20 protein-coding genes are annotated in these 22,446 nt (G+C 71.6%); 3 read left to right on the top strand and 17 right to left on the bottom strand.

The genetic code is table 11. The annotated features are described in order from the left end of the window. The first annotated feature begins 141 nt into the window (after positions 1-141). Positions 142-1,371, top strand: coding sequence for a DUF349 domain-containing protein (locus tag EIZ62_RS27445; RefSeq protein WP_156695348.1), 1,230 nt, complete (start codon positions 142-144; stop codon positions 1,369-1,371). Positions 1,372-1,429: 58 nt separating this feature from the next. Here the strand turns inward: EIZ62_RS27445 and EIZ62_RS27440 are convergent, their stop codons facing one another. From EIZ62_RS27440 to pgsA, 16 genes are all read right to left on the bottom strand, one after another. After that, entirely contained in the window at positions 1,430-3,922 is a 2,493-nt protein-coding gene (locus tag EIZ62_RS27440; protein ID WP_156695347.1) for a RelA/SpoT family protein, read from the bottom strand. Positions 3,923-4,111: 189 nt separating this feature from the next. Further along, complete coding sequence (locus EIZ62_RS27435; RefSeq protein WP_156695346.1) at positions 4,112-4,654, bottom strand: adenine phosphoribosyltransferase; 543 nt, start codon at positions 4,652-4,654, stop codon at positions 4,112-4,114. Next, a complete protein-coding gene (gene secF / locus EIZ62_RS27430) occupies positions 4,651-5,766 on the bottom strand; it encodes a protein translocase subunit SecF (RefSeq protein ID WP_156695345.1) in 1,116 nt (371 codons plus the stop codon). The genes EIZ62_RS27435 and secF overlap by 4 nt, the downstream gene beginning before the upstream one ends. Before the next feature lies 1 nt (position 5,767). After that, positions 5,768-7,516 (bottom strand): protein translocase subunit SecD, encoded by a 1,749-nt coding sequence (secD, locus tag EIZ62_RS27425; RefSeq protein WP_208828067.1) that lies wholly within the window; start codon positions 7,514-7,516, stop codon positions 5,768-5,770. Between the two features lie 139 nt (positions 7,517-7,655). After that, entirely contained in the window at positions 7,656-8,126 is a 471-nt protein-coding gene (gene yajC, locus EIZ62_RS27420) for a preprotein translocase subunit YajC (RefSeq protein ID WP_156695344.1), read from the bottom strand. A gap of 165 nt (positions 8,127-8,291) precedes the next feature. Then, positions 8,292-9,365, bottom strand: coding sequence for a Holliday junction branch migration DNA helicase RuvB (gene ruvB, locus EIZ62_RS27415; RefSeq protein ID WP_156695343.1), 1,074 nt, complete (start codon positions 9,363-9,365; stop codon positions 8,292-8,294). 97 nt (positions 9,366-9,462) lie between these two features. Next, a complete protein-coding gene (gene ruvA / locus EIZ62_RS27410) occupies positions 9,463-10,080 on the bottom strand; it encodes a Holliday junction branch migration protein RuvA (protein WP_156695342.1) in 618 nt (205 codons plus the stop codon). Continuing rightward, on the bottom strand, positions 10,077-10,610 hold the full coding sequence (ruvC, locus tag EIZ62_RS27405; RefSeq protein WP_156695341.1) for a crossover junction endodeoxyribonuclease RuvC: 534 nt from the start codon (positions 10,608-10,610) through the stop codon (positions 10,077-10,079). The genes ruvA and ruvC overlap by 4 nt, the downstream gene beginning before the upstream one ends. Positions 10,611-10,716: 106 nt before the next feature. Further along, a complete protein-coding gene (locus tag EIZ62_RS27400; protein ID WP_156695340.1) occupies positions 10,717-11,469 on the bottom strand; it encodes a YebC/PmpR family DNA-binding transcriptional regulator in 753 nt (250 codons plus the stop codon). 62 nt (positions 11,470-11,531) lie between these two features. Continuing rightward, entirely contained in the window at positions 11,532-12,122 is a 591-nt protein-coding gene (gene pdxT, locus EIZ62_RS27395; RefSeq protein WP_156695339.1) for a pyridoxal 5'-phosphate synthase glutaminase subunit PdxT, read from the bottom strand. Then, positions 12,122-13,030: a pyridoxal 5'-phosphate synthase lyase subunit PdxS gene (gene pdxS / locus EIZ62_RS27390; protein ID WP_156695338.1), complete on the bottom strand. Its 909-nt coding sequence runs from the start codon at positions 13,028-13,030 to the stop codon at positions 12,122-12,124. The genes pdxT and pdxS overlap by 1 nt, the downstream gene beginning before the upstream one ends. Before the next feature lie 109 nt (positions 13,031-13,139). Next, positions 13,140-13,688 (bottom strand): LemA family protein, encoded by a 549-nt coding sequence (locus EIZ62_RS27385; protein ID WP_156695337.1) that lies wholly within the window; start codon positions 13,686-13,688, stop codon positions 13,140-13,142. Positions 13,689-13,699: 11 nt separating this feature from the next. Next, a complete protein-coding gene (locus tag EIZ62_RS27380; protein ID WP_156695336.1) occupies positions 13,700-14,395 on the bottom strand; it encodes an N-acyl homoserine lactonase family protein in 696 nt (231 codons plus the stop codon). A 250-nt stretch (positions 14,396-14,645) separates the two neighbouring features. After that, complete coding sequence (locus EIZ62_RS27375) at positions 14,646-15,806, bottom strand: glycosyltransferase family 4 protein (RefSeq protein WP_156695335.1); 1,161 nt, start codon at positions 15,804-15,806, stop codon at positions 14,646-14,648. Continuing rightward, positions 15,803-16,717: a phosphatidylinositol mannoside acyltransferase gene (locus EIZ62_RS27370; protein ID WP_156695334.1), complete on the bottom strand. Its 915-nt coding sequence runs from the start codon at positions 16,715-16,717 to the stop codon at positions 15,803-15,805. The genes EIZ62_RS27375 and EIZ62_RS27370 overlap by 4 nt, the downstream gene beginning before the upstream one ends. Then, positions 16,714-17,508: a phosphatidylinositol phosphate synthase gene (pgsA, locus tag EIZ62_RS27365; RefSeq protein ID WP_244375986.1), complete on the bottom strand. Its 795-nt coding sequence runs from the start codon at positions 17,506-17,508 to the stop codon at positions 16,714-16,716. Before pgsA ends, EIZ62_RS27370 begins: the two co-directional genes overlap by 4 nt. A gap of 282 nt (positions 17,509-17,790) precedes the next feature. Between pgsA and EIZ62_RS27360 the strand changes: the two genes are divergently transcribed. Together EIZ62_RS27360 and EIZ62_RS27355 are read left to right on the top strand one after the other, a co-directional pair. Next, complete coding sequence (locus EIZ62_RS27360) at positions 17,791-20,001, top strand: elongation factor G-like protein EF-G2 (protein WP_156695333.1); 2,211 nt, start codon at positions 17,791-17,793, stop codon at positions 19,999-20,001. A gap of 181 nt (positions 20,002-20,182) precedes the next feature. Beyond that, the gene (locus EIZ62_RS27355) at positions 20,183-21,829 is read left to right on the top strand and encodes a hypothetical protein (RefSeq protein WP_156696628.1); all 1,647 of its coding nucleotides are present in this window, start codon (positions 20,183-20,185) and stop codon (positions 21,827-21,829) included. Here the strand turns inward: EIZ62_RS27355 and EIZ62_RS27350 are convergent, their stop codons facing one another. After that, positions 21,830-22,396, bottom strand: a complete 567-nt coding sequence (locus EIZ62_RS27350; RefSeq protein WP_156695332.1) for an HIT family protein — start codon at positions 22,394-22,396, stop codon at positions 21,830-21,832. Positions 22,397-22,446: the final 50 nt, after the last annotated feature.

Raw genomic sequence — 22,446 nt, 5'->3', positions numbered from 1 at the left:
CCGGGTGGCCGGTCGCCTAGATTGGCGTTGTGCAGCGCGGTCGGAACGGCCGCGTCGTGGAGGGCGGGCGAGGCCCGTCAGGGAACTGTGGACGATGCCCGGGGGCGACAGCCCCCGCCGGCATCATGTGGAGGAGGCGCTGTGAGCAGCGACCCGTGGGGCCGCGTCGACGAGACGGGCACCGTGTACGTGCGTACAGCCGACGGCGAGCAGGTCGTCGGATCGTGGCAGGCCGGAACTCCCGAGGAGGCACTGGCCTACTTCGAGCGCAAGTACGAGGGCTTGGTTGTCGAGATCGGCCTCCTCGAGAAGCGGGTGAAGACCACCGACCTGTCGGCCAAGGACGCGACGGCCGCGATCGACCACATCCGTCATCAGGTGGACGAGCACCACGCCGTGGGCGACCTCGACGCGCTCCGCAAGCGGCTCGACAAGCTGGTCGAGACGGTGGACGCGCGGCGCGAGGAGCGCAAGGCGCAGAAGGCCAAGCAGACCGACGAGGCCCGGCACGCCAAGGAGGCGCTGGTCGCCGAGGCGGAGGAGCTGGCGCAGAGCGAGCAGTGGCGGGCCGCGGGTGAGCGGCTGCGGGCCCTGGTGGACACCTGGAAGGGCCTGCCCCGGCTGGACCGGAAGTCCGACGACGAGCTGTGGCACCGCTTCTCGCACGCCCGGTCGGCGTTCTCCAAGCGGCGCAAGGCGCACTTCGCCTCGCTGGACGCCCAGCGCGAGGAGGCCCGGAAGGTCAAGGAGCGTCTGGTCGGCGAGGCGGAGGCCCTGTCCGGCTCGACCGACTGGGGTGCGACGGCCGCCCGTTACCGCGAGCTGATGGCGGAGTGGAAGGCGGCGGGCCGGGCCCAGCGCGAGCACGAGGACGACCTGTGGAACCGTTTCCGCGGCGCCCAGGACGTGTTCTTCGCGGCGCGCAGCGAGGTCTTCGCGGAGCGTGACGCCGAGCAGGCGGAGAACCTCAAGCTGAAGGAGGAGCTCGCGGGCGAGGCGGAGAAGCTGCTGCCGGTGACGGACCTGAAGGCGGCCCGTGCGGCCTTCCGGGCCATCAACGAGCGGTGGGAGGCCATCGGCCACGTGCCGCGCGACGCCCGGCCGAAGGTCGAGGGCCGGATGCACACCGTGGAGCGGGCGATCCAGGAGGCCGAGGAGACCGAATGGCGCCGGACGAACCCGGAGGCACGCGCGCGTGCGGCGGGTCTGACGGGCCAGCTCCAGGACGCGGTCGACAAGCTGCAGAAGCAGATCGACGCGGCCCGTGCGGCCGGCAACGACGCCAAGGCGGACAAGCTGGCCCGTGAGCTGGAGGGCCGGCAGGCGCTGCTGGACCAGGCCCTGAAGGGTCTCCAGGAGTTCGGCGGCTGATCCCCGCCAGGCACGACGAAGGGGCCTCCCCTCGGGGAGGCCCCTTCGTCGTGCGTCGTTACGGCCGGCGGGCCGACGTCACGCGGTACACGTCGTAGACGCCCTCCACGCCCCGTACCGCCTTCAGGACGTGCCCCAGGTGCTTGGGGTCGCCCATCTCGAAGGTGAAGCGGGAGGTGGCCACCCGGTCGCGGGAGGTCTGGACGGCCGCCGACAGGATGTTGACGTGCTGGTCGGACAGGACGCGGGTGACGTCCGACAGGAGCCGGGAGCGGTCCAGGGCCTCGACCTGGATGGCGACCAGGAAGACCGAGGACTGGGTGGGCGCCCATTCGACGTCGAGGATCCGCTCGGGCTGCTGCGAGAGCGAGTCCACGTTGACGCAGTCGGCACGGTGCACCGATACGCCGCTGCCGCGGGTGACGAAGCCGATGATCGGGTCGCCCGGCACCGGCGTACAGCACCGGGCGAGCTTGACCCACACGTCCTCGACGCCCTTGACGACCACGCCCGGGTCGGCCTTGGCGCGCCGCTTGCCGCGCCCGCGCGACGGCGGGGCCGACTCGGCGATGTCCTCGCTGGCCGCCTCCTCGCCCCCGAGGGCCTGCACCAGCTTCTGGACGACGCCCTGGGCGGCGACATGGCCTTCGCCGATCGCCGCGTACAGCGAGGAGATGTCGGGGTAGCGCATCTCGTGCGCCAGCGTGACGAGCGAGTCGCCGGTGAGGATCCGCTGGATGGGCAGGTTCTGCTTGCGCATGGCGCGCGCGATGGAGTCCTTGCCCTGCTCGATCGCCTCGTCGCGGCGCTCCTTGGAGAACCAGGCGCGGATCTTGTTGCGGGCGCGCGGCGACTTGACGAAGCCCAGCCAGTCGCGGGAGGGGCCCGCGCCGGCCGCCTTGGAGGTGAAGACCTCCACCAGGTCGCCGTTGTCGAGGGTCGATTCGAGCGGTACGAGCCGCCCGTTGACCCGCGCTCCTATGGTGCGGTGGCCGACCTCGGTGTGGACCGCGTACGCGAAGTCCACCGGGGTGGCGCCCGCCGGGAGCGCTATGACGTCACCCTTCGGGGTGAAGACGAAGACCTCGTTGCGGGACAGGTCGAAGCGCAGCGATTCGAGGAACTCGCTGGGGTCCTCGGTCTCCTTCTGCCAGTCCAGCAGCTGGCGCAGCCACGCCATGTCGTTGATGTGGTCGTCCTTGCCGGCCTTCTTCGGCACGTCGGTGCGTACCTTGGAGGCGCCGGCGACGGCCTCCTGCTTGTACTTCCAGTGCGCGGCGATGCCGTACTCGGCGCGGCGGTGCATGTCGAACGTGCGGATCTGGAGCTCGACGGGCTTGCCGTTGGGGCCGATGACCGTCGTGTGCAGCGACTGGTACATGTTGAACTTCGGCATCGCGATGTAGTCCTTGAACCGGCCGGGGACCGGGTTCCATCGCGCGTGGACGGTGCCGAGGGCCGCATAGCAGTCGCGGACCGTGTCGACGAGGACGCGGATCCCCACCAGGTCGTAGATCTCCGCGAAGTCCCGGCCGCGGACGATCATCTTCTGGTAGACGCTGTAGTAATGCTTCGGCCGGCCGGTGACGGTGGCCTTGATGCGGGCGGCGCGCAGGTCGGCCTGGACCTCGTCGGTCACTATGGCGAGGTACTCGTCCCGCTTGGGGGCGCGCTCGGCGACGAGGCGGACGATCTCGTCGTACATCTTGGGGTAGAGGATCGCGAAGGCGAGATCCTCCAGCTCCCACTTGATGGTGTTCATGCCCAGGCGGTGGGCGAGCGGCGCGTAGATCTCGAGGGTCTCGCGGGCCTTCTTCTCCTGCTTCTCCCGCTTGAGGTAGCGCATGGTGCGCATGTTGTGCAGGCGGTCGGCGAGCTTGATGACCAGGACGCGCGGGTCCTTGGCCATGGCGACGACCATCTTGCGGACGGTCTCGGCCTGCGCGGCCTCGCCGAACTTGACCTTGTCCAGCTTGGTGACGCCGTCGACGAGGAGGGCGACCTGGTCGCCGAAGTCCTTGCGGAGCTGCTCCAGGCCGTACTCGGTGTCCTCGACGGTGTCGTGGAGGAGGCCCGCCATGAGCGTCGCCGGGTCCATGCCCAGCTCGGCGAGGATGGTGGTGACGGCGAGCGGGTGCGTGATGTACGGGTCGCCGCTCTTGCGCTTCTGGCCGCGGTGCCAGCGCTCGGCGACCTGGTAGGCGCTCTCGATCTGGCGGAGCGTCGACGTCTCGATCTTCGGGTCGTTGCCCCGGACTATGCGCAGCAGGGGTTCCAGGACCGGGTTGTACGGCGACGAGCGCTGGACGCCGAGCCGGGCGAGGCGGGCCCGCACCCGGTTGGAGGAGCCGCCGGAGCGGGCGACGGCGGGCGGCGTGGGCTTGGGTGCCGAGACGGGGGCGGGGCCCTGGGCGCGCTGCGGGGCGGCCGGCTTCGCGTCCGCCGCCCTGTTCACCGCGGCCTTGTCGGGGGGCGTGGCTGGGGGCGCCGCGGCCTTGTCGGCCTGCTGGTCGGGCTTCGCGGCGGAGAGTGGCTGGGCCTCGTCTGGCAAGAGCGCTCCTCGTGCGGGTCCGGGTCCCCCGGTCAGGCCCGGAATCCCATGGTACTGACCTCGGGCGAACCACTCGCCCCGGGACGGGGCGAGGCGCTCCGGGCGCGGGGCACCGGCGGCCGGGGGGCGACAGCGCGAAACGGGCACCCGGTGTTCCGGATGCCCGTTCCTCGACCGTGTGCGCCCTGGTCAGAGCGTGATCAGCGCCTCCAGCGGGGCGCCGGCCAGGGCGGGCTCCAGGCGGGCGCGGCCGCCGAGGAAACCCAGCTCCATGAGCACGGCGACGCCCGCGACGTCCGCGCCGGCCCGCCGGATCAGCTCCAGGGAGGCCTCGGCGGTGCCGCCGGTGGCGAGGACGTCGTCGATGACCATGACGCGGTCGCCGGGGAGCAGGTCCTCGGCGTGCACCTCGATCTCGGCGGTGCCGTACTCCAGCTCGTACGCCTGGCTGAGCGTCGCCCCGGGGAGCTTGCCCGCCTTGCGCACCGGGACGAAGCCCAGCTTCGCGGTGACGGCGACCGGAGCGGCGAGGATGAACCCGCGCGCCTCCAGGCCGACGATCTTGGTCGCCCCGTGCCGTACGCACAGCTCGGCCAGCGCCCCGGTGAGGGCGGTGAACGCCTCCGGATCCGCCAGCAGCGGCGTGATGTCCTTGAACGTCACGCCGGGGATCGGGTAGTCCGCGACGTCCCGGATGCGGCTGAGCAGGAGCTCCCGCGTGGTGACCGTCATCGGCGCTTGCCCCGCCCGCGGGTGGGCTGGCGGCGCTGGCCGACGACGGCGCCCGCGGGGGCGGCGTCCTCGGGCTCGGCGTCGAAGGCTCCGGCGGCCTCGGCCGCCTCGGCCTCCTCCGCCTCCGTGGGCTCGCCCTTCTGCATGGCCTGGGCACGCTTGGCCAGGACCCGCTTCTTCAGCGCCTTCATCTGCGGGTCGCGTTCCTTCAGGTCGGCGACGAGCGGCGTGGCGATGAAGATCGACGAGTACGCACCGGCCGCGAGGCCCACGAACAGCGACAGCGAGATGTCGTTGAGCATGCCGGCGCCGAGGAAGCCACCACCGATGAACAGCAGGCCGGCCACCGGCAGCAGCGCCACGACCGTGGTGTTGATGGAGCGGACCAGGGTGCCGTTGAGGCTGCGGTTGGCGATCTCGCTGTACGTCCAGCGGGTCTGCTTGGTGATGTCCTTCGACGCCTCCTTCAGACCGTCGAAGACGACGACGGTGTCGTAGAGGGAGTATCCGAGGATGGTCAGCAGACCGATCACGGTGCCCGGGGTGACCTCGAAGCCCACCAGGGCGTAGATGCCGACGGTGATGGTCAGGTCATGGATCAGCGCGATCAGCGCGGCGACGGCCATGCGCCACTCGAAGGCGATGGCGAGGTAGACCACCACCAGGACCATGAAGATGCCGAGGCCCATCCAGGCCTTGTTGGCGATCTGCTCGCCCCAGCTCGGGCCGACGACGTCGACGTTCAGGTCGTTGGTGGCGACGCCGAGGTCGGACGCCAGCTCGGTCTTGATCTTGTTGGACTCCGAGGTGGACACATCGCTGATCTGGATGCGCAGGCCACCGCTGCCGAGCTCCTGGACGATCGGGATGTGCCCGGAGATCTCCTCCGCGGTGTCCCGCGCCTCCTCGGTGGACACCGAGAGCTTGGGCGTCGTGACGACCACGCCGCCCTTGAACTCGATGCCCATGTTGAGACCCTGCACCGCCAGGCCGACGACGGCCGTGATGGTGATCAGGATGGAGACGCCGTACCAGAGCATCCGCTTGCCGACGAAGTCGTACCCGACCTCACCGCGGTACAGGCGCGCGCCCAGGCTGCCGAGTCGTGACATCTCACGCCTCCTTCGGTTCGGTGGTGGCGGAGACACGCCGCGAGCGGCGCAGCGGGGGCTTGGCTCCCAGCCGCTTGGGGTCCAGACCGGACCAGGGGTGGCCGCTGCTGAAGAACTTCGTACGGGCCATCAGCGTCATCAGCGGCTTGGTGAAGAAGAACACCACGACCACGTCGAGGAGGGTCGTCAGACCCAGCGTGAACGCGAAGCCCTGCACCTTGCCGACGGTCACGATGAACAGCACCGCGGCGGCGAGGAACGACACGAAGTCGGAGACGAGGATGGTGCGCCGCGCGCGGGGCCAGCCCCGCTCGACGGCGGGCCGCAGGGTGCGGCCCTCGCGGATCTCGTCCCGTACGCGTTCGAAGTACACGATGAAGGAGTCCGCGGTGATGCCGATGGCCACGATCGCACCACAGACGGCCGGCAGGTTCAGCGCGAAGCCGATGGCCGGACCGAGCAGTGACATCAGGGCGTAGGTGAGGACCGCCGAGACCAGGAGGCTGAGGAGGGCGATGATCGACAGGCCGCGGTAGTAGACGACCAGGTAGATCACGACCAGCGCGAGGCCGATGGCGCCCGCGATGAGACCGGCCTTGAGCTGCTCACCGCCGAGCGCGGCGGTGACGGTGGTGACGCTCTCCTGCTCGAACGAGAGGGGAAGCGCGCCGTAGGACAGGATGTTCGCGAGATCGGTGGCCGACGCCTGGTCGAAGCTGCCGGAGATCTCGGCGCTGCCGCCGCCGATGGCGCTGCTCACCGACGGGGCGGAGACGACCTGGCCGTCGAGGGTGATCGCGAACTGGTTCTGCGGCTGGACCTGGCTTGCGAGCTTGCCGGTGGTGGCCGCGAACTTCTTGGTGCCCGCGTCGGTGAAGCCGAGCTGGACGATCCACCGGCCACGCTGCGGGTCGAGGACGCCCTGGGCCTCGTCGACGTCGGTGCCCGCGACCTCGGCCGGGCCGAGGATGTACTTGGCGTCACCCTCGGTGCCACAGGCCACGGTCGGCTTGGCCGGGTCGGCGTTCTGCGCCGGGTTGGGCACCTCCTTGGTGCCCTTCTTCGGCGTGCAGTCCAGCGCGGTGAACTGCTTCTCCAGCGCGGCGACGGCAGCCGCGCCGGAGGCGGAGGGCTGCGGGGCCGGCGTGGCGGCCGGCTTCTCGGGGGTGCTCGCCTTGGGGCTCGGCGACTCGTCCTTCTTCAGGGCCTCGGGGACGGCACGGCCCTGGGTGGTGGCGCTCGCCTTGGGCGAGGGCGTCGACGAGGCCTTGTCACCGGGCTTGGCGCTCGGCTTGGCACTCGGCGAGGTGCCCGTGGACGGCTCGGGGAGCGGCGCGCTGCCGGTGACGGCCAGGACCGGGCGGAAGTACAGCTCGGCGGTGGTGCCGACCTGCTTCTGGGCCTTCTCGGAGTCGGTCGCCCTCGGGATGTTGACGATGATGTGCCGCTCGCCCTGCTGCTGAACCTCGGACTCCGAGACACCCAGACCATTGACACGGCGTTCGATGATGCCAATCGCCGTCTGCATGTTGGTGTTGTTGATGGAGTCCGGCTTGCCGGGCTGGTTCTCGGCGCGGAGCGTGATGCTCGTACCACCGGCGAGGTCGATGCCCAGGCGCGGGGTGGTGTCGCCCGACCAGAACATCCCTCCGATCAAGGCGCCGATGGCGATCAGGATCAGGGCCAGGGTGCGCCCCGGCTTGCCCTGCCCCCCCGTCGCCGGGCCTCGGCCCTTCTTGGGTGCTGCCACCTTCTCGTTTCTCCCTGTCCAACCGCCGCTACGCCGGGTATGCGTCGGGGCGGCCACGAAGTGGTGTGGGGAATCCCCCGCGTGTGTCGGCACGAACGGACCGCGTACGCCGGTGGGCGACGCGGTCCGTCAGCTGGCCTTACTTCGCGTCGGTGTCGCCGTCGCTCTTCTCGTCGGCCTTGGCGTCCTTGGCCTCGGGAGCGGTCTCGCCCTCGGCCGCGTCCTTCTTGCCCAGGTCGATCTTCGCGTCGTCGGCCACGACGGCGTCCTCCGCGGTGAGCGAGGAGGCGTCGTCCGGCACGACGGGGGCGTCGGTCTTCAGGTCACCGTCACCGTGGACGATGCGGTTGTACTCCTCGTCGTCGAGGACGGCGCCGACGGCGTTCTTGGCGTACACGGCGTGGACCCCTGGAGCGACCTCCAGGAGAACCGTGTCGTCGCCGACCTCCTTGACGGTGGCGTACATCCCCCCGATCGTCCGTACGCCGGTTCCGGGCTGCATCTGGTTGCGCATTTCCACCGCCTGCTGCTGCTTCTTCTTCGCAGAGCGGGTCATCAGGAACATGGCCCCGATGAGGACGATGAACGGCAGGAGAGTCACGATACTCACGGGACGACAAATCCTTCGCACGGTCGCGGGGAACCGCGGCCTGATCTTCGGGGGTGGGTACGCCGCCCGCAAGGGTCGGCATCGGCGGAGTCTAGGCGAGTCCGCATCAATGGAACAACGCCCAGCATGGCACCGCGGTTCCTGGCCCGGCGAGTCTCCTCGCCGTCACGCCCCGAAGAGACCCTGTTGTCCGCTTCCCGGGCCTCCCGCCTGCGGCGGTACGAGGCCGAGATGCGCCCATGCGGCGGGTGTGGCGACCCGGCCACGGGGCGTGCGGGCCAGCAGGCCCTCCCTGACGAGGAACGGCTCGGCCACCTCCTCGACCGTCTCGCGCTCCTCCCCCACCGCGACGGCGAGGGTCGACAGGCCGACCGGCCCGCCGCCGAAGAGCTTCAGCAGGGCTCCGAGCACCGCCCGGTCCAGCCGGTCCAGGCCCCGCTCGTCCACCTCGTACACCTTGAGGGCGGTGGCGGCGATGTCCCGGGTGATCAGGCCGTCGGCCTTGACCTGCGCGTAGTCGCGGACGCGGCGCAGCAGGCGGTTGGCGATACGGGGCGTGCCCCGGGAGCGCCCGGCGATCTCGGCGGCGCCGTCGGTCTCGATCCCGACGTCGAGGAGCTGGGCGGAGCGGTGGATGACCCGCTCCAGCTCGGCCGGGGCGTAGAACTCCATGTGCGCGGTGAAGCCGAACCGGTCACGCAGCGGGGGCGGCAGGAGGCCGGCGCGGGTGGTGGCGCCGACGAGGGTGAAGGGCGGCAGCTCCAGCGGGATGGCGGTGGCGCCGGGGCCCTTGCCGACGATGACGTCGACACGGAAGTCCTCCATCGCCATGTACAGCATTTCCTCGGCGGGCCGGGACATCCGGTGGATCTCGTCGAGGAAGAGGACCTCTCCCTCCTGGAGGGACGAGAGGATCGCGGCGAGGTCCCCGGCGTGCTGGATGGCGGGGCCGGAGGTGATGCGGATGGGCGCGCCCATCTCCGCCGCGATGATCATGGACAGGGTGGTCTTGCCGAGGCCGGGGGCGCCGGACAGCAGGACGTGGTCGGCGGTGGCGCCGCGCGCCAGGGCGGCCTTGAGGACCAGGTCCAGCTGCTCGCGGACCCGCTCCTGGCCGACGAACTCGTCGAGCGACTTGGGGCGCAGGGCCGCCTCGACGGCCTGGTCCTCCCCGTCGGCGGACGCCCCGACGAGCCGGTCGGCGGCCGGTGTGCTGGTGGTGTCGTCGTACGCGTTCACTGCGGGAGGCCTCGCGTGGTCGTGGCGGCGGAGCCGCGCGGGTGGTCTGCTGCCGGACCCCGGCGCCCCGCGCTGGGGCGGGCCACGGGCGGCGGGGTCACCGGGTGCGGTTCAGGGTCTGGAGGGCGGCTTTGAGGAGGGGGCCGACCTGCGGCTCGGCGCCCGCCGCCTCGGCCTGCGGGGTGACGGCGGCCACCGCCTCGTCCGCCTCGCGCGTGGCGTACCCGAGGCCGATCAGCGCGGCGTGCAGCTGGTCGCGCCAGGACGCGGTGACCGCGGTGCCGATCCCCTGCCTGCCGATGTGGGCGCCGACGGGCTCGCCGAGCCTGTCCTTCAGTTCGAGCAGCAGCTTTTGCGCGCCCTTCTTGCCGATGCCCGGCACCGCGGTGAGCGCCTTCTCGTCGCCGGAGGCCACCGCGACGCGCAGCGCGTCGGGGGTGTGCACCGCGAGCATGGCCTGGGCCAGCCGGGGCCCGACCCCGCTGGCGGTCTGCAGGAGCTCGAATACCTGCCGCTCGTCGTCGTCGGCGAAGCCGTACAGGGTCAGCGAGTCCTCCCGTACGACCAAGGACGTGGCCAGCCGGGCTTCCTGACCGACCCTCAGCCCGGACAGGGTGTTCGGCGCGCACTGGACGGCCATGCCGACGCCGCCGACCTCGATGACGGCGGTGGTCGGGGCGAGCGCGGCGACGGGGCCGCTCACGAAGGCGATCATGCGGTTCGGCCTTTCATGGCTCGTTGTGCGGCGACGGCCTGCTGGAGCCGGTTCTGGGCGGGGGCCCGCCAGATGTGGCAGATGGCGAGGGCGAGGGCGTCGGCGGCGTCGGCCGGTTTCGGCGGGGCGGAGAGCCGGAGCAGCCGGGTGACCATCGCCCCGACCTGGGCCTTGTCGGCGCGACCGCTGCCGGTGACGGCGGCCTTCACCTCGCTCGGCGTGTGCAGCGCGACGGGGATCCCGCGCCGGGAGGCGCACAGGATGGCGACCGCGCTGGCCTGGGCGGTGCCCATCACCGTCCGCACATTGTGCTGGCTGAACACCCGCTCCACCGCGACCAGTCCGGGCCGGTGCTCGTCCAGCCAGTGCTCGATGCCCTGCTCGATGGCGACGAGGCGCGGTCCCGTCTCCGCGTCGGCCGGTGTGCGGACGACACCCACGCCGAGCATGGTCAACGGGCGCCCGGCGACGCCTTCGACGACGCCGACTCCGCACCGGGTCAGGCCCGGGTCCACCCCGAGGACGCGCACGCCACCCCTCCTTCGCTCAACTGTTTGTGCAGGCTATCGGGTGGCACTGACAACGCGGCGGGCCGGCAGGGGGTGTGTCCCCTGCCGGCCCGCCATGTCGCGTGGGTCAGGCGTCGACCTTCGCCATGACGTCGTCGGAGACGTCGAAGTTGGCGAAGACGTTCTGCACGTCGTCGCTGTCCTCCAGCGCGTCGATCAGCTTGAAGATCTTGCGCGCGCCGTCCTCGTCCAGCTCGACCTGCATGGTCGGGACGAAGTTGGCGTCCGCCGAGTCGTAGTCGATGCCGGCCTCCTGGAGGGCGGTGCGGACCGCGACCAGGTCGGTGGCCTCGCTGAGGACCTCGAAGCTCTCACCGAGGTCGTTGACCTCCTCGGCGCCCGCGTCCAGGACCGCCCCCAGGACGTCGTCCTCGGACAGCTCACCCTTGGGGACGATCACCACGCCCTTGCGGTTGAACAGGTACGACACCGAGCCCGGGTCGGCCATCGAACCGCCGTTGCGGGTCATCGCGACGCGGACGTCGGAGGCGGCGCGGTTGCGGTTGTCGGTGAGGCACTCGATGAGCACCGCGACACCGTTGGGGCCGTAACCCTCGTACATGATCGTCTCGTAGTCGGCGCCACCGGCCTCCAGGCCGGCACCGCGCTTGACCGCGGAGTCGATGTTCTTGTTCGGGACCGAGCTCTTCTTCGCCTTCTGGATGGCGTCGTAGAGCGTGGGGTTGCCGTCGGGGTCGCCGCCGCCGGTGCGGGCCGCGACCTCGATGTTCTTGATCAGCTTCGCGAAGAGCTTGCCGCGCTTGGCGTCGATCACGGCCTTCTTGTGCTTCGTCGTAGCCCATTTAGAGTGGCCGGACATCTGCCTGTCTCCTTCGCGTAACCAATTTCCGGACGAACCCCAGAGATCCTACCGGGACGAGGTCAGCCCGCCGCGCGCACCATGTCGACGAACAGGGCGTGCACCCGGTGGTCGCCGGTCAGTTCCGGGTGGAACGACGTGGCGAGGGCGTTGCCCTGGCGTACGGCGACGATGTGACCGTCGTGCTCGGCGACGACCTCGGCGCGGGCGCCCACCGACTCGACCCAGGGCGCCCGGATGAAGACGCCCTCCACCGGTCCGCCCTCGACCCCGGCGACCTCGACGGCCGCCTCGAAGGACTCGTTCTGACGTCCGAAGGCGTTACGGCGGACGATCATGTCGATGCCGCCGAGCGTCTCCTGGCCCGAACGCGGGTCGAGGATCTTGTCGGCGAGCATGATCAGGCCGGCGCACGTGCCGTACACGGGCATGCCCGCCGCGATGCGCTCGCGCAGCGGCTCCATCAGGCCGAAGAGTTCGGCCAGCTTGGAGATGGTGGTCGACTCGCCGCCCGGGATGACCAGGCCGTCGACCTCGGCCAGCTCCTCGGGACGCCGGACCGGCCTGGCCACGGCGTCCGCCGCGGCCAGGGCGATCAGGTGCTCGCGTACGTCGCCCTGGAGGGCGAGGACACCGATGAGCGGGGTGCTCATCACCAGCCCCGGTTGGCGTAGCGCTCGGTCTCGGGGAGGGTGTCGCAGTTGATGCCGACCATGGCCTCGCCCAGGTTGCGGGAGGCGTCCGCGATGATCTTCGGGTCGTCGTAGAAGGTGGTGGCCTTCACGATGGCGGCGGCGCGCTTGGCCGGGTCGCCGGACTTGAAGATGCCGGAGCCGACGAAGACGCCCTCGGCACCGAGCTGGCGCATCAGCGCGGCGTCGGCCGGGGTGGCGACACCACCGGCGGAGAACAGCACGACCGGCAGCTTGCCGAGCTCGCTGACCTCCTTGACGAGCTCGTAGGGGGCGCGCAGCTCCTTGGCGGCGGCGTACAGCTCGTTGTTGTCGAAGCCGCGCAGCTTGGCGATCTCGTTCTTGATCTGGCGCAGGTGGCGGACGGCCTCGACGACGTTGCCGGTGCCGGCCTCGCCCTTGGAGCGGATCATGGCCGCGCCCTCGGCGATGCGGCGCAGCGCCTCGCCCAGGTTGGTGGCACCGCACACGAACGGGGTCGTGAACGCGAACTTGTCGCTGTGGTTGACCTCGTCGGCCGGGGTGAGGACCTCGGACTCGTCGATGTAGTCCACGCCCAGCGACTGGAGGACCTGGGCCTCGACGAAGTGGCCGATGCGGGACTTGGCCATGACCGGGATGGAGACCGCGTCGATGATCTCCTCGATCATGTTCGGGTCGGACATCCGGGCCACGCCGCCGTCCTTGCGGATGTCGGCCGGGACCCGCTCCAGGGCCATGACGGCGACGGCGCCGGCGTCCTCGGCGATCTTGGCCTGCTCGGCGTTGACCACGTCCATGATCACGCCGCCCTTGAGCTGCTCGGCCATGCCGCGCTTGACGCGGGCGGTGCCGGTCTCGGGGGACTGCGGGGTGCTGGTGCTGGACACGGATGGACCTCACTCAAGAAACGGGGCGGTTTCAACTACACCGAGGAAACCCGGGCCACCCGGTCCACTTCAAGGGCCAATAGTGAGCCGGTGGCTCGTTTTCCCGAGGTCAGGAGCTGCCCGGCCGGTCCGCCAGGGCGGTCGGCGGCTCGTCGTCCATCTCGAAGGCCATCGGGAACGGGGCGTGGCCGGCGAGCCGGAACCAGCGCACCTTGCGGTGCCTGCGCAGCGCCCTGGCCGCCCGTACCGCGTCGTTGTGGAAGCGGCGGGCCATCGGCACCCGGCGCACCGCCGCGGCCAGCTCCCCGGCCGCCTGATCGCCGCCCGGGGCCTCCCGCACGGCCTCCACCTGCTCGGGCTCGCCGAAAACGGCCCGCAGCGCCTGGCTCAGCTCGCTCTCGGCGACCTCCCGGTGCTCCTCCTCCGCCTGCCGGGCGGCGTGGGCGGCCTCGTAGAGCACGATCGACGCGGCCGGGTCGAGCACGCCCGAGGTGGCCAGTTCCTGGGCGACCGAGGCGCGGCGCAGGAGCTGGGCGTCGAGCGCGGCGCGGGCGGCGTCGATCCGGGCGTGCAGCCGGTCGAGCCGCCCGGCCGTCCAGCTCAGGTACAGGCCGATGGCGACCAGGCCGACGACGATCCAGATGAAGGTTTCGATCACGGGCCGAAAGGCTACCCGCGCGCCGCCGCGTCCCCTTCCCACACCGACCGGTCGTGCGCGAACAGCACCCGCCGCGGCCCGAACGCGGCCAGCCGCTCCAGCCACTCCGGTACGGGTACGTCCGGGCACCCGGCCGCCCGCGCCATCTCGTCGGACGCGTACTGCGACGCGCAGTCGTACGCCTGCCCCGCGAGCACCACCGTGCCCCGCCGTCCGGTCACCACCAGCGACTGGTGCCCGTCCGTGTGCCCGGGCGTCGGTACGACCCGGACACCGGGCCACACCTCCGCCTCGCCGTCCAGCTCCTCGTACCGCGCACCGGGGAAGTCGACCAGGGCGTCGATCGTGTAGTCGCCGGCCCGCGCCGTGGCCAGCTCCTCGCGCTGGACCAGGACGGGGCGGCCCGCCAGCAGCGGGTTGCCCCCGCAGTGGTCGAAGTGGAGGTGGCAGTTCACCACCACGTCGACGTCCTCCGGCCGGACCCCCTCCGCGGCGAGCGCCTCGACCAGCCCCCGCCGCCGCGGCCGGTACCGCGCCTCCGCCCCGGGGTCGCCCTCCCCCACGCCGGTGTCGAACAGCAGCAGCCCGTCGGGGTGCCGCACGAGATACGCGAGCACCGGCTCCACCCGAGGATGCGGGGTGCCCGCCTCGGCGGCGGACCGGACGAAGTACCCGAGATCGAGACGGCGTATGTCCACGCGGGCCATACTGCCGTCCCGCACCCGGCCGACGACAGAGGGCGGTGCCGTGCAGGGTCGCCCCCGCGGGGGCTGGCGGGACAGGCGCGGCTCCCTCACGCGTCACGCGCGGCAGCCGACCCCGCGGAGGCGAGCCCGGAGGGGCCACGCCCCCACCCACCGGAGGTCACCGGACCAGGCACGGCCCGCAGACGAACCGCCCCGGAACAACCGAGCCCCGGATCAACCCGGTTCCACCCCGCACGGAACCAACCCGGCCTCAGTCCCGAGCCAGCCCCCACCGGGCCCGCAGGCCGAGCCGCTCGTCCGTGGCGACCGACGCGGCGCCGTCCGTCACCGTCTCGTACACGGCGAGGATGTCCGCGCCGACCGTCGACCAGTCGAAGCGGCGGACGTGGGCGCTGCCCCGCTCCCGGAGCTCCACGCGCCGCCCGGAGTCGCCGAGCAGGCGGATCGCCGTCTCGGCGAGGGCGTCGGCGTCCTCGTTGGCGAACAGCTCGCCCGCGGCGCCCTGGTCCAGGACCTGCGCGAACGCGTCCAGGTCGCTGGCCACCACCGGCGCGCCCGCCGACATGGCCTCGACGAGGATGATGCCGAAGCTCTCGCCACCGGTGTTGGGCGCCACGTACACGTCGACGCTGCGCAGCAGCCGTGCCTTGTCCTCGTCGCTGACCATGCCGAGGAACTCCACCCGCGACCGCATCTCGGCGGGCAGCGACGCCACGGCCTCCTCCTCGTCGCCCCGGCCCGCGACCAGGAGCCGGGTGTCGGGGCAGGCGGCCAGGATCTTCGGGAGGGCCTTCATCAGCACCGGAAGGCCCTTGCGGGGCTCGTCGATCCGCCCGATGAAGCCGAGCGTGCCGCCCTGCCACTCCGCCTTGGGCTCCGCCTTGGCGAAGAAGTCCACGTCGACGCCGTTGGGGATGACGACCGCGTCGCCGCCCAGGTGCTCGACCAGGGTCCGGCGGGCGTACTCGCTGACCGCGATGCGCGCGCTGATCTTCTCCAGGGCGGGCTGGAGGATCGGGTACGCGGCGATCATCGCCCGCGAGCGCGGGTTCGAGGTGTGGAAGGTGGCCACGATCGGGCCCTGCGCCGCCCAGCAGGACAGCAGCCCCAGCGAGGGCGAGGCGGGCTCGTGGATGTGGATCACGTCGAACGTGCCGTCGTGCAGCCAGCGCCGCACCCGCGCCGCCGACAGGAACCCGAAGTTCAGCCGGGCCACGGAGCCGTTGTACGGGACGGGTACCGCGCGGCCGGCCGAGACGACGTACGGCGGCAGCGGCGTCTCGTCGTCGGCCGGGGCCAGGACGGACACCTCGTGGCCGAGCCGGATCAGGTGCTCGGCCAGGTCGCGGATGTGGAACTGGACGCCACCGGGGACGTCCCAGGAGTACGGGCAGACGATGCCGATCTTCACGCGCCGGGCCCCTTCGCCGGGTCGAGGTCGGCGAGCCACAGCCGCTGGAGCATGTGCCAGTCCTCGGGGTGGTCGGCGATCCCGGTGGCGAAGGCGTCGGCCAGGGTCTGGGTCATGACCGCCGTCTTCTCGGCGCGCGTGCCCGTCCCCGGCACGTCGACCGGCGGGTGCACCCGTCCCTTCATGGTCGACGTCTCGTCGTACCAGAGGGTCACCGGCAGGAGCAGCGCGCCGGTCTGCTGCGCCAGCATCGCGGGGCCGGCCGGCATGCGGGCCGTCTCGCCGAAGAACTTCACCTCGACGCCCGACGCCGACAGGTCCCGGTCGGCGACCAGGCAGACCAGGCCGCCCCCGCGGAGCCGTCGGGCGAGGGTGCCGAACGCGGAGCCGCCGGTGTGCGGCAGGACCTCCATGCCCAGCGACTCCCGGTACGCCACGAAGCGGTCGTACAGCGTCTCGGGCTTCAGCCGCTCGGCGACCGTCGTGAACGGTACGCCCAGCGCGCGCGTGACCCACACGCCCGCGAGGTCCCAGTTGGCCAGGTGCGGCAGCGCGAGTATCACGCCCTTGCCCGCGGCGAGCCCGTCGGTCAGGTGGTGCACGTCCTTGACGTCGAACGCGTCCTTGACGCGCTCCGCGCTCCAGGCGGGCAGCCGGAACGACTCCATCCAGTAGCGCATGTACGAGCGCATCCCGGCCTGCGACAGCTGGGCCAGGCGCTCCGGGGAGGCGTCCGGCACCACGCGCGCGAGGTTGGCCTCCAGGCGCAGCACGCCCTTGCCGCGCCGCTTCCAGACGGTGTCCGCGATACGCCGGCCGAGCCCGGCCGCCACCGGCTCGGGCAGTTTCTTCACCGCGGTCCAGCCGATCCCGTACAGGGCGTCGGTCAGCCGCTCACCCACAGCGCTCATGTCGCCTCACTCCCCCTAGCCCCAGAAGCCCCACCGGCATCAGAAGCCCCACGGGCATCCGCAGCCCCACCGGCGCCACCGATACCACTCGCCCCGGCGGCCGCATCCGCCCCAGAGCCCCCGGCGGCCCCCGACGCCGGCACCGCATCCGCCGCCGACACCACGTCCGCCTCCGCCGCCTCGCGCCGTACCGTGACGACCCGCTGCCCCAGCGTCACCGCACTGCCCACGGCCACCGCCCACAGGGCGATCGGCAGGAGCACCTGCACGCCCGGCACACCGAAGCCGTGCAGTCCGGCCACGCCCGCCGCCACCAGGGAGACCACGAGCCGCTCGGCCCGCTCGACCAGGCCGTTGACCGCGACCGGCAGGCCGATCGACTCGCCGCGCGCCTTGGTGTACGACACGACCTGGCCGCTGGCCAGGCAGAAGATGGCGACCGCGCACAGCACGTTGTCGTCGCCCCGGCCCGCGTACCAGAGCGCGAAGCCGCCGAAGATCGCGCCGTCGGCGACCCGGTCGAGGGTCGAGTCCAGAAAGGCGCCCCAGCGGCTGGAGATCCCGGCCTGGCGGGCCATGTTGCCGTCGACCAGGTCGGAGAAGACGAACAGGGTGATGACGATCGTGCCCCAGAAGAACTCGCCCCTGGGGAAGAAGACCAGCGCGCCCGCCACCACGCCGGCCGTGCCGACGAGCGTCACGGCGTCGGGGCTCACTCCGCGGCGGAGCAGAAACGCGGCGAACGGTGTGAGAACACGCGTGAAAAATGCACGCGCGTACTTGTTCAGCATGGCCTTCCCGAGGGTCGGTGGGCCGCGCGGCCCCTACGGCCACCGGCTGGCCCATCGTAGCCAGGCAGGGGCACCCTCCGGCCCCGGGCACCCCGCTCCCGTCGCGGTGTCGGACGTATGGACGCAACCTGGCCTGAGTGGAAAGCTCGAAAGACCTGAGCGGAAAGCTCGAAAGACGACCGCGGGCACCGCCGGAGCCGCCCCAGCAGGCTCCCCCGCGCCCGCGCCCCACCCCCCACCTCCACCGTGCACCCCGTGCACTCGCGATCGGGAGGAAGAATCATGGGCGACAAGGCGAACGCACACCCCGGGGCCGCCGGCAGGGCTATAACGGCCGACCAGCCCTCATCGGTACGGAACGTGGTGCTGGTCGGCCACAGCGGATCCGGCAAGACGACCCTGGTCGAGGCCCTCGCGCTGACGGCAGGAGCGGTCAACCGGGCGGGCCGGGTCGAGGACGGCGGCACGGTCTCCGACTACGACGAGATCGAGCACCGCCAGCAACGCTCCGTACAACTGTCCCTCGTCCCACTCGAATGGGGCGGCTGCAAGATCAATCTGCTGGACACTCCCGGATACGCCGACTTCGTCGGGGAGCTGAGGGCCGGTCTGCGCGCCGCGGACGCGGCCCTCTTCGTCGTCTCGGCCGCGCAGGAGGCCGACGCGGTCGCCGGGTCCTGCCGGATGGTGTGGGAGGAGTGCGCGGCGGTCGGCATGCCGCGCGCCATCGTCGTCACGCACCTCGACACCGCGCGCGTCGACTTCGACGAGCTGACCCGGGTCCTCGCCCGGATCTTCGGCGGTGACGACCCCGACGCGATCCTCCCGCTGTACGTCCCCGTCCTCGGCCCGCAGACGCCCGACGGGCACGCTCCCGCGACCGGGCTGATCGGCCTGCTGACCCAGAAGATCTTCGACTACTCCTCCGGGGAGCGGCAGGAGAACCCGCCCGACGACGCCCAGCGGCCCCTCATCGCGGAGGCCCGCAACCGCCTCATCGAGGGGATCATCGCCGAGAGCGAGGACGAGTCGCTCATGGACCGCTACCTCGGCGGTGAGGAGATCGACCTCAAGACGCTCGTCGACGACCTGGAGAAGGCCGTGGCGCGGGGCAGCTTCCACCCGGTCCTCGCCGCCGCACCCGCCGCGTCCGGCGGCAAGCAGGGCCTGGGCACGGTCGAGCTGCTGGACCTGATCACCCGTGGCTTCCCCACGCCCCTGGAGCGCGAGGCGCCCGCCGTCACCACCCCGCAGGGCGCCGCGCGCCCCCCGATCACCTGCGATCCGGCCGGGCCGCTCGTCGCCGAGGTCGTCAAGACGTCCTCCGACCCGTACGTCGGCCGGATCTCGCTGGTGCGGGTCTTCTCCGGCACCCTCCGTCCGGACGAGACCGTCCACGTATCCGGGCACGGCCTCGCCGACCGCGGCCACGAGGACCGTGCCTCCCACGAAGCGGACGAGCGGATCGGTGCCCTGTCCGCGCCCTTCGGCAAGCACCAGCGGCAGCTGAACCACGCGATCGCCGGCGACCTGGCCTGTGTCGGGAAGCTGTCCCGCGCCGAGACCGGTGACACGCTGTCCGCCAAGGACGACCCGCTCCTGATGGAGCCCTGGACGATGCCCGACCCCCTCCTCCCGCTCGCCATCGAGGCGCACAGCAAGGCGGACGAGGACAAGCTGTCCCAGGGGCTCGCCCGGCTCGTCGCCGAGGACCCGGCCATGCGCCTGGAGCAGAACCAGGACACCCACCAGGTCGTCCTGTGGTGCCTGGGTGAGGCGCACAAGGACGTGGCGCTGGAGCGGCTGCGCAAACGGTACGGCGTCCAGGTCGACGTCGTACCGCACAAGGTGTCGCTGCGCGAGACGTTCGGCGACAGGTCGTCGGGGCGCGGGCGGCACGTCAAGCAGTCGGGCGGGCACGGGCAGTACGCCATCTGCGAGATCGACGTGGAGCCGCTGCCGCCCGGTTCCGGCATCGAGTTCGTCGACAAGGTCGTCGGCGGGGCGGTGCCGCGCCAGTTCATCCCCTCCGTGGAGAAGGGCGTACGCGCCCAGGCCGCCAAGGGTGTCGCCGCGGGCTATCCGCTCGTCGACGTCCGCGTGACCCTCCTCGACGGCAAGGCCCACTCGGTCGACTCCTCCGACGCGGCCTTCCAGACGGCCGGCGCCCTCGCGCTGCGCGAGGCGGCGGCGGACGCCCGGATCAACCTCCTCGAACCGGTCGCCGAGGTCCAGGTCCTCGTACCGGACGAGTACGTCGGCCCCGTGATGAGCGACCTGTCCGGCCGGCGCGGACGCGTCGTCGGCACCGAACAGGCGGGGCAGGGCCGGACGCTCGTACGGGCCGACGTGCCGGAGATCGAGATCGGACGGTACGCCGTCGACCTCCGCTCCATCTCGCACGGCACGGGCCGCTTCGACCGCGCCTACGCCCGCCACGAGGCCATGCCGCCGCAGGTCGCCGACAGGGTCCGCGAACGCGTCGGGAGCTGACCGCCGTTGGCCGAGCCGCCCGCCCAACTCCGCCCGGGCGGGCGGCATTCGGCCGTCCGCCGACGCGCGGCGGGCGGCCTCGATAGGCTGTGGTGCCCAGTTCAGCAAGTGTGCGGGGGCGAGGGGTTGGGAACAGACCGCAGTGCGGACACACGCGGCGATGGGGGCGGCGAAAGTGACAATGGACAGTTTCGGCCCCGGGGCACAGGTCCCGCTCCAGGGCTCGGACGGGCAGACCGTGGCGACGCACGCGCTGGCATCCGCCGCGTACCGGGAGAACGTCGAGGTCGAGGAGATCCTCAAGGCCAACAACGAGTGGCACGAGTCGAGCGTCACCAAGGGCAAGTTCTCGCTCTTCAAGCCGACCCTCGGTGAGGCGTTCTCCCGCGCCGTGCAGGTCCGGATGCTCGGCGGCGCCCGCAAACCGCTCATCCAGTCCTTCGGCACCGAGCCCCAGCCGGTCGTCGAGCACTGTCTGGCCGCCACCAACATCCGCAAGCAGCGCGACAAGCGGCTCACCCTCATCACCGTCGTGTTCGGTGTGCTGTTCCTGCCCGGCATGCTGGTGTGGCTGACCGCCTTCCAGCTGCGGCGCACCCTGGCCGGCGGCGCCTCCGGCAAGCGGTCCGGGGCGCTGGGCGCCCTGCTGCTGGTCGGGGTCGGCATCCTGGCCCTCCTCTTCCTGTTCAAGCTGCCCTTCACCGGCTTCCTGGCGCTCTACCTCCGCGCGATGTTCGTCGCGCCGGTCCTCGGCTGGTTCCTGGCCAAACGGGTCTGCGAGTCGACCGCGAAGGACCTGCGCGCCCGCTGGGACTCGCTGCTCAGCGGGGGCGGCGGCATGGGTCCGAAGATCCCCGAGGCGGTGCCGCACGACCCCAACGAGACGGCCGCCGAGGAGCTGCGCCAGCAGCTGGAGAAGCTCACCGCGGAGCAGCGCTCGAACGTCGTCTTCTACGCCGGGCCCAAGGGCGTCCTCGGCATGGGCACCCGCTGGGGCAGCTGGCACCTGGCCGAGGAGCTCGTTCCCAAGGAGGGCAAGGAGATCCACGCCTTCCGCACCTGGGACGTCATCCGCCCCATCCACGACGAGCTGAAGCTGCTGGAGCGCGGCACGCTCAAGACCGGCTTCCCCAAGCCGTCCGTCAACCACTGGATCGTCACCCCCGTCGGCGAGGGCGCGAAGGAGGTCGCCCGGCCGGAGGGCGAGGACATCGTCGCGTACCAGGTCAAGCCGCACGAGATACAGCGCGTCTGCAACGAGAACCAGTTCGGCAAGGGCAACCGCCACTACCTGGGCGTGCAGTTCGTCCTGTGGGACGGCCAGCTGGTGCTCACCATGATGGTGACCGTCACGGCGCTGCTGCACACGCTGCGCATCGAGGTCACGGGGCACGCCCTCGGGCCCGTGCACGGGCTGTTCACGACGAAGCCCGAGCCCAAGAAGAAGGTGGTCTCCAAGACCGTCCGGTTCTGGGAGACGCGGGAGATCGAACTGCCGCTGATCGACAACGACGAGGTCGTCCGGCTGGCCGTGCGGGCGCCCCTGACCTGGTTCCCGCCGGTGCTGGACTTCCTGGGCGGCAAGCTGGTCCTGCCCGAGCCGTTCGGCCTGCGGCACGCCTGGGCGTCACAGCCCTGGCGTCACCGTTTCATGGCCGACGACGCCATCCGCGCGGCCACCCCGGTGATGCGGGCGGTGCACGCCGCGACGATCAAGATGCTCGACGAGCACGGCGTGGACACCGAGCGCTTCAGCAACCGGTCGATGGTCCTGAGCGGTTTCGTCCAGGACCCGATGCCGAAGAAGGCGGACTCGTACGACGCGTGATCAGGCGGACGCCGCGGGCCACGCCTCGGCGAGCATCCGCCGGGTGTCGCCGAGGAGCTGCGGCAGCACCTTGGTGTGGCCGACGACCGGCATGAAGTTGGTGTCGCCGCCCCAGCGGGGAACGATGTGCTGGTGCAGGTGGGCGGCGATGCCGGCGCCCGCCGACGCGCCCTGGTTCATGCCGATGTTGAAGCCGTGCGCCCCGGAGGCGGCCCGCAGCGCGGTCATCGCCTGCTTGGTCAGCAGCGCCAGCTCGGCGGTCTCGGCGTCGTCCAGCTCCGTGTAGTCGGCCACGTGCCGGAACGGGACGACCATGAGGTGGCCGCCGTTGTACGGGTACAGGTTGAGCACCGCGTACACGCTCTCGCCCCTGGCGACGATCAGCCCGTCCTCGTCGGACTTGGCCGGGAGGGTGCAGAACGGGCAGCCGTCGCCGGCGCCGGGACCGGTCGGCTTGTTCTCCCCCTGGATGTACGCCATCCGGTGGGGCGTCCACAGGCGCTGGAACGCGTCAGGCGTCCCGACTCCGATCTGCTGCTCCGGCTCAGTCGTCATGCGAGCCAGCATATTCGCCGCCGGTGGAGCGTGAACCGAGGGGCGGCCCCGGGAACCGGGAC

Origin of the sequence: Streptomyces ficellus (genome assembly GCF_009739905.1) — a bacterium.
Classification (GTDB): domain Bacteria; phylum Actinomycetota; class Actinomycetes; order Streptomycetales; family Streptomycetaceae; genus Streptomyces; species Streptomyces ficellus_A.
Note: the sequence above shows the minus strand (reverse complement) of the source record. Positions and strands in the feature narration are given on the sequence as shown.

Bases quoted from the DNA above. Each gene is read 5' to 3' on its own strand.
- EIZ62_RS27435 (WP_156695346.1), bottom strand. From the start codon at position 4,654: ATGACGGTCACCACGCGGGAGCTCCTGCTCAGCCGCATCCGGGACGTC.
- secF (WP_156695345.1), bottom strand. From the start codon at position 5,766: ATGTCACGACTCGGCAGCCTGGGCGCGCGCCTGTACCGCGGTGAGGTC.
- ruvA (WP_156695342.1), bottom strand. From the start codon at position 10,080: ATGATCGCCTTCGTGAGCGGCCCCGTCGCCGCGCTCGCCCCGACCACC.
- EIZ62_RS27400 (WP_156695340.1), bottom strand. From the start codon at position 11,469: ATGTCCGGCCACTCTAAATGGGCTACGACGAAGCACAAGAAGGCCGTG.
- pdxT (WP_156695339.1), bottom strand. From the start codon at position 12,122: ATGAGCACCCCGCTCATCGGTGTCCTCGCCCTCCAGGGCGACGTACGC.
- EIZ62_RS27380 (WP_156695336.1), bottom strand. From the start codon at position 14,395: ATGGCCCGCGTGGACATACGCCGTCTCGATCTCGGGTACTTCGTCCGG.
- EIZ62_RS27370 (WP_156695334.1), bottom strand. From the start codon at position 16,717: ATGAGCGCTGTGGGTGAGCGGCTGACCGACGCCCTGTACGGGATCGGC.
- pgsA (WP_244375986.1), bottom strand. From the start codon at position 17,508: ATGCTGAACAAGTACGCGCGTGCATTTTTCACGCGTGTTCTCACACCG.
- EIZ62_RS27360 (WP_156695333.1), top strand. From the start codon at position 17,791: ATGGGCGACAAGGCGAACGCACACCCCGGGGCCGCCGGCAGGGCTATA.
- EIZ62_RS27355 (WP_156696628.1), top strand. From the start codon at position 20,183: ATGGACAGTTTCGGCCCCGGGGCACAGGTCCCGCTCCAGGGCTCGGAC.
- EIZ62_RS27350 (WP_156695332.1), bottom strand. From the start codon at position 22,396: ATGCTGGCTCGCATGACGACTGAGCCGGAGCAGCAGATCGGAGTCGGG.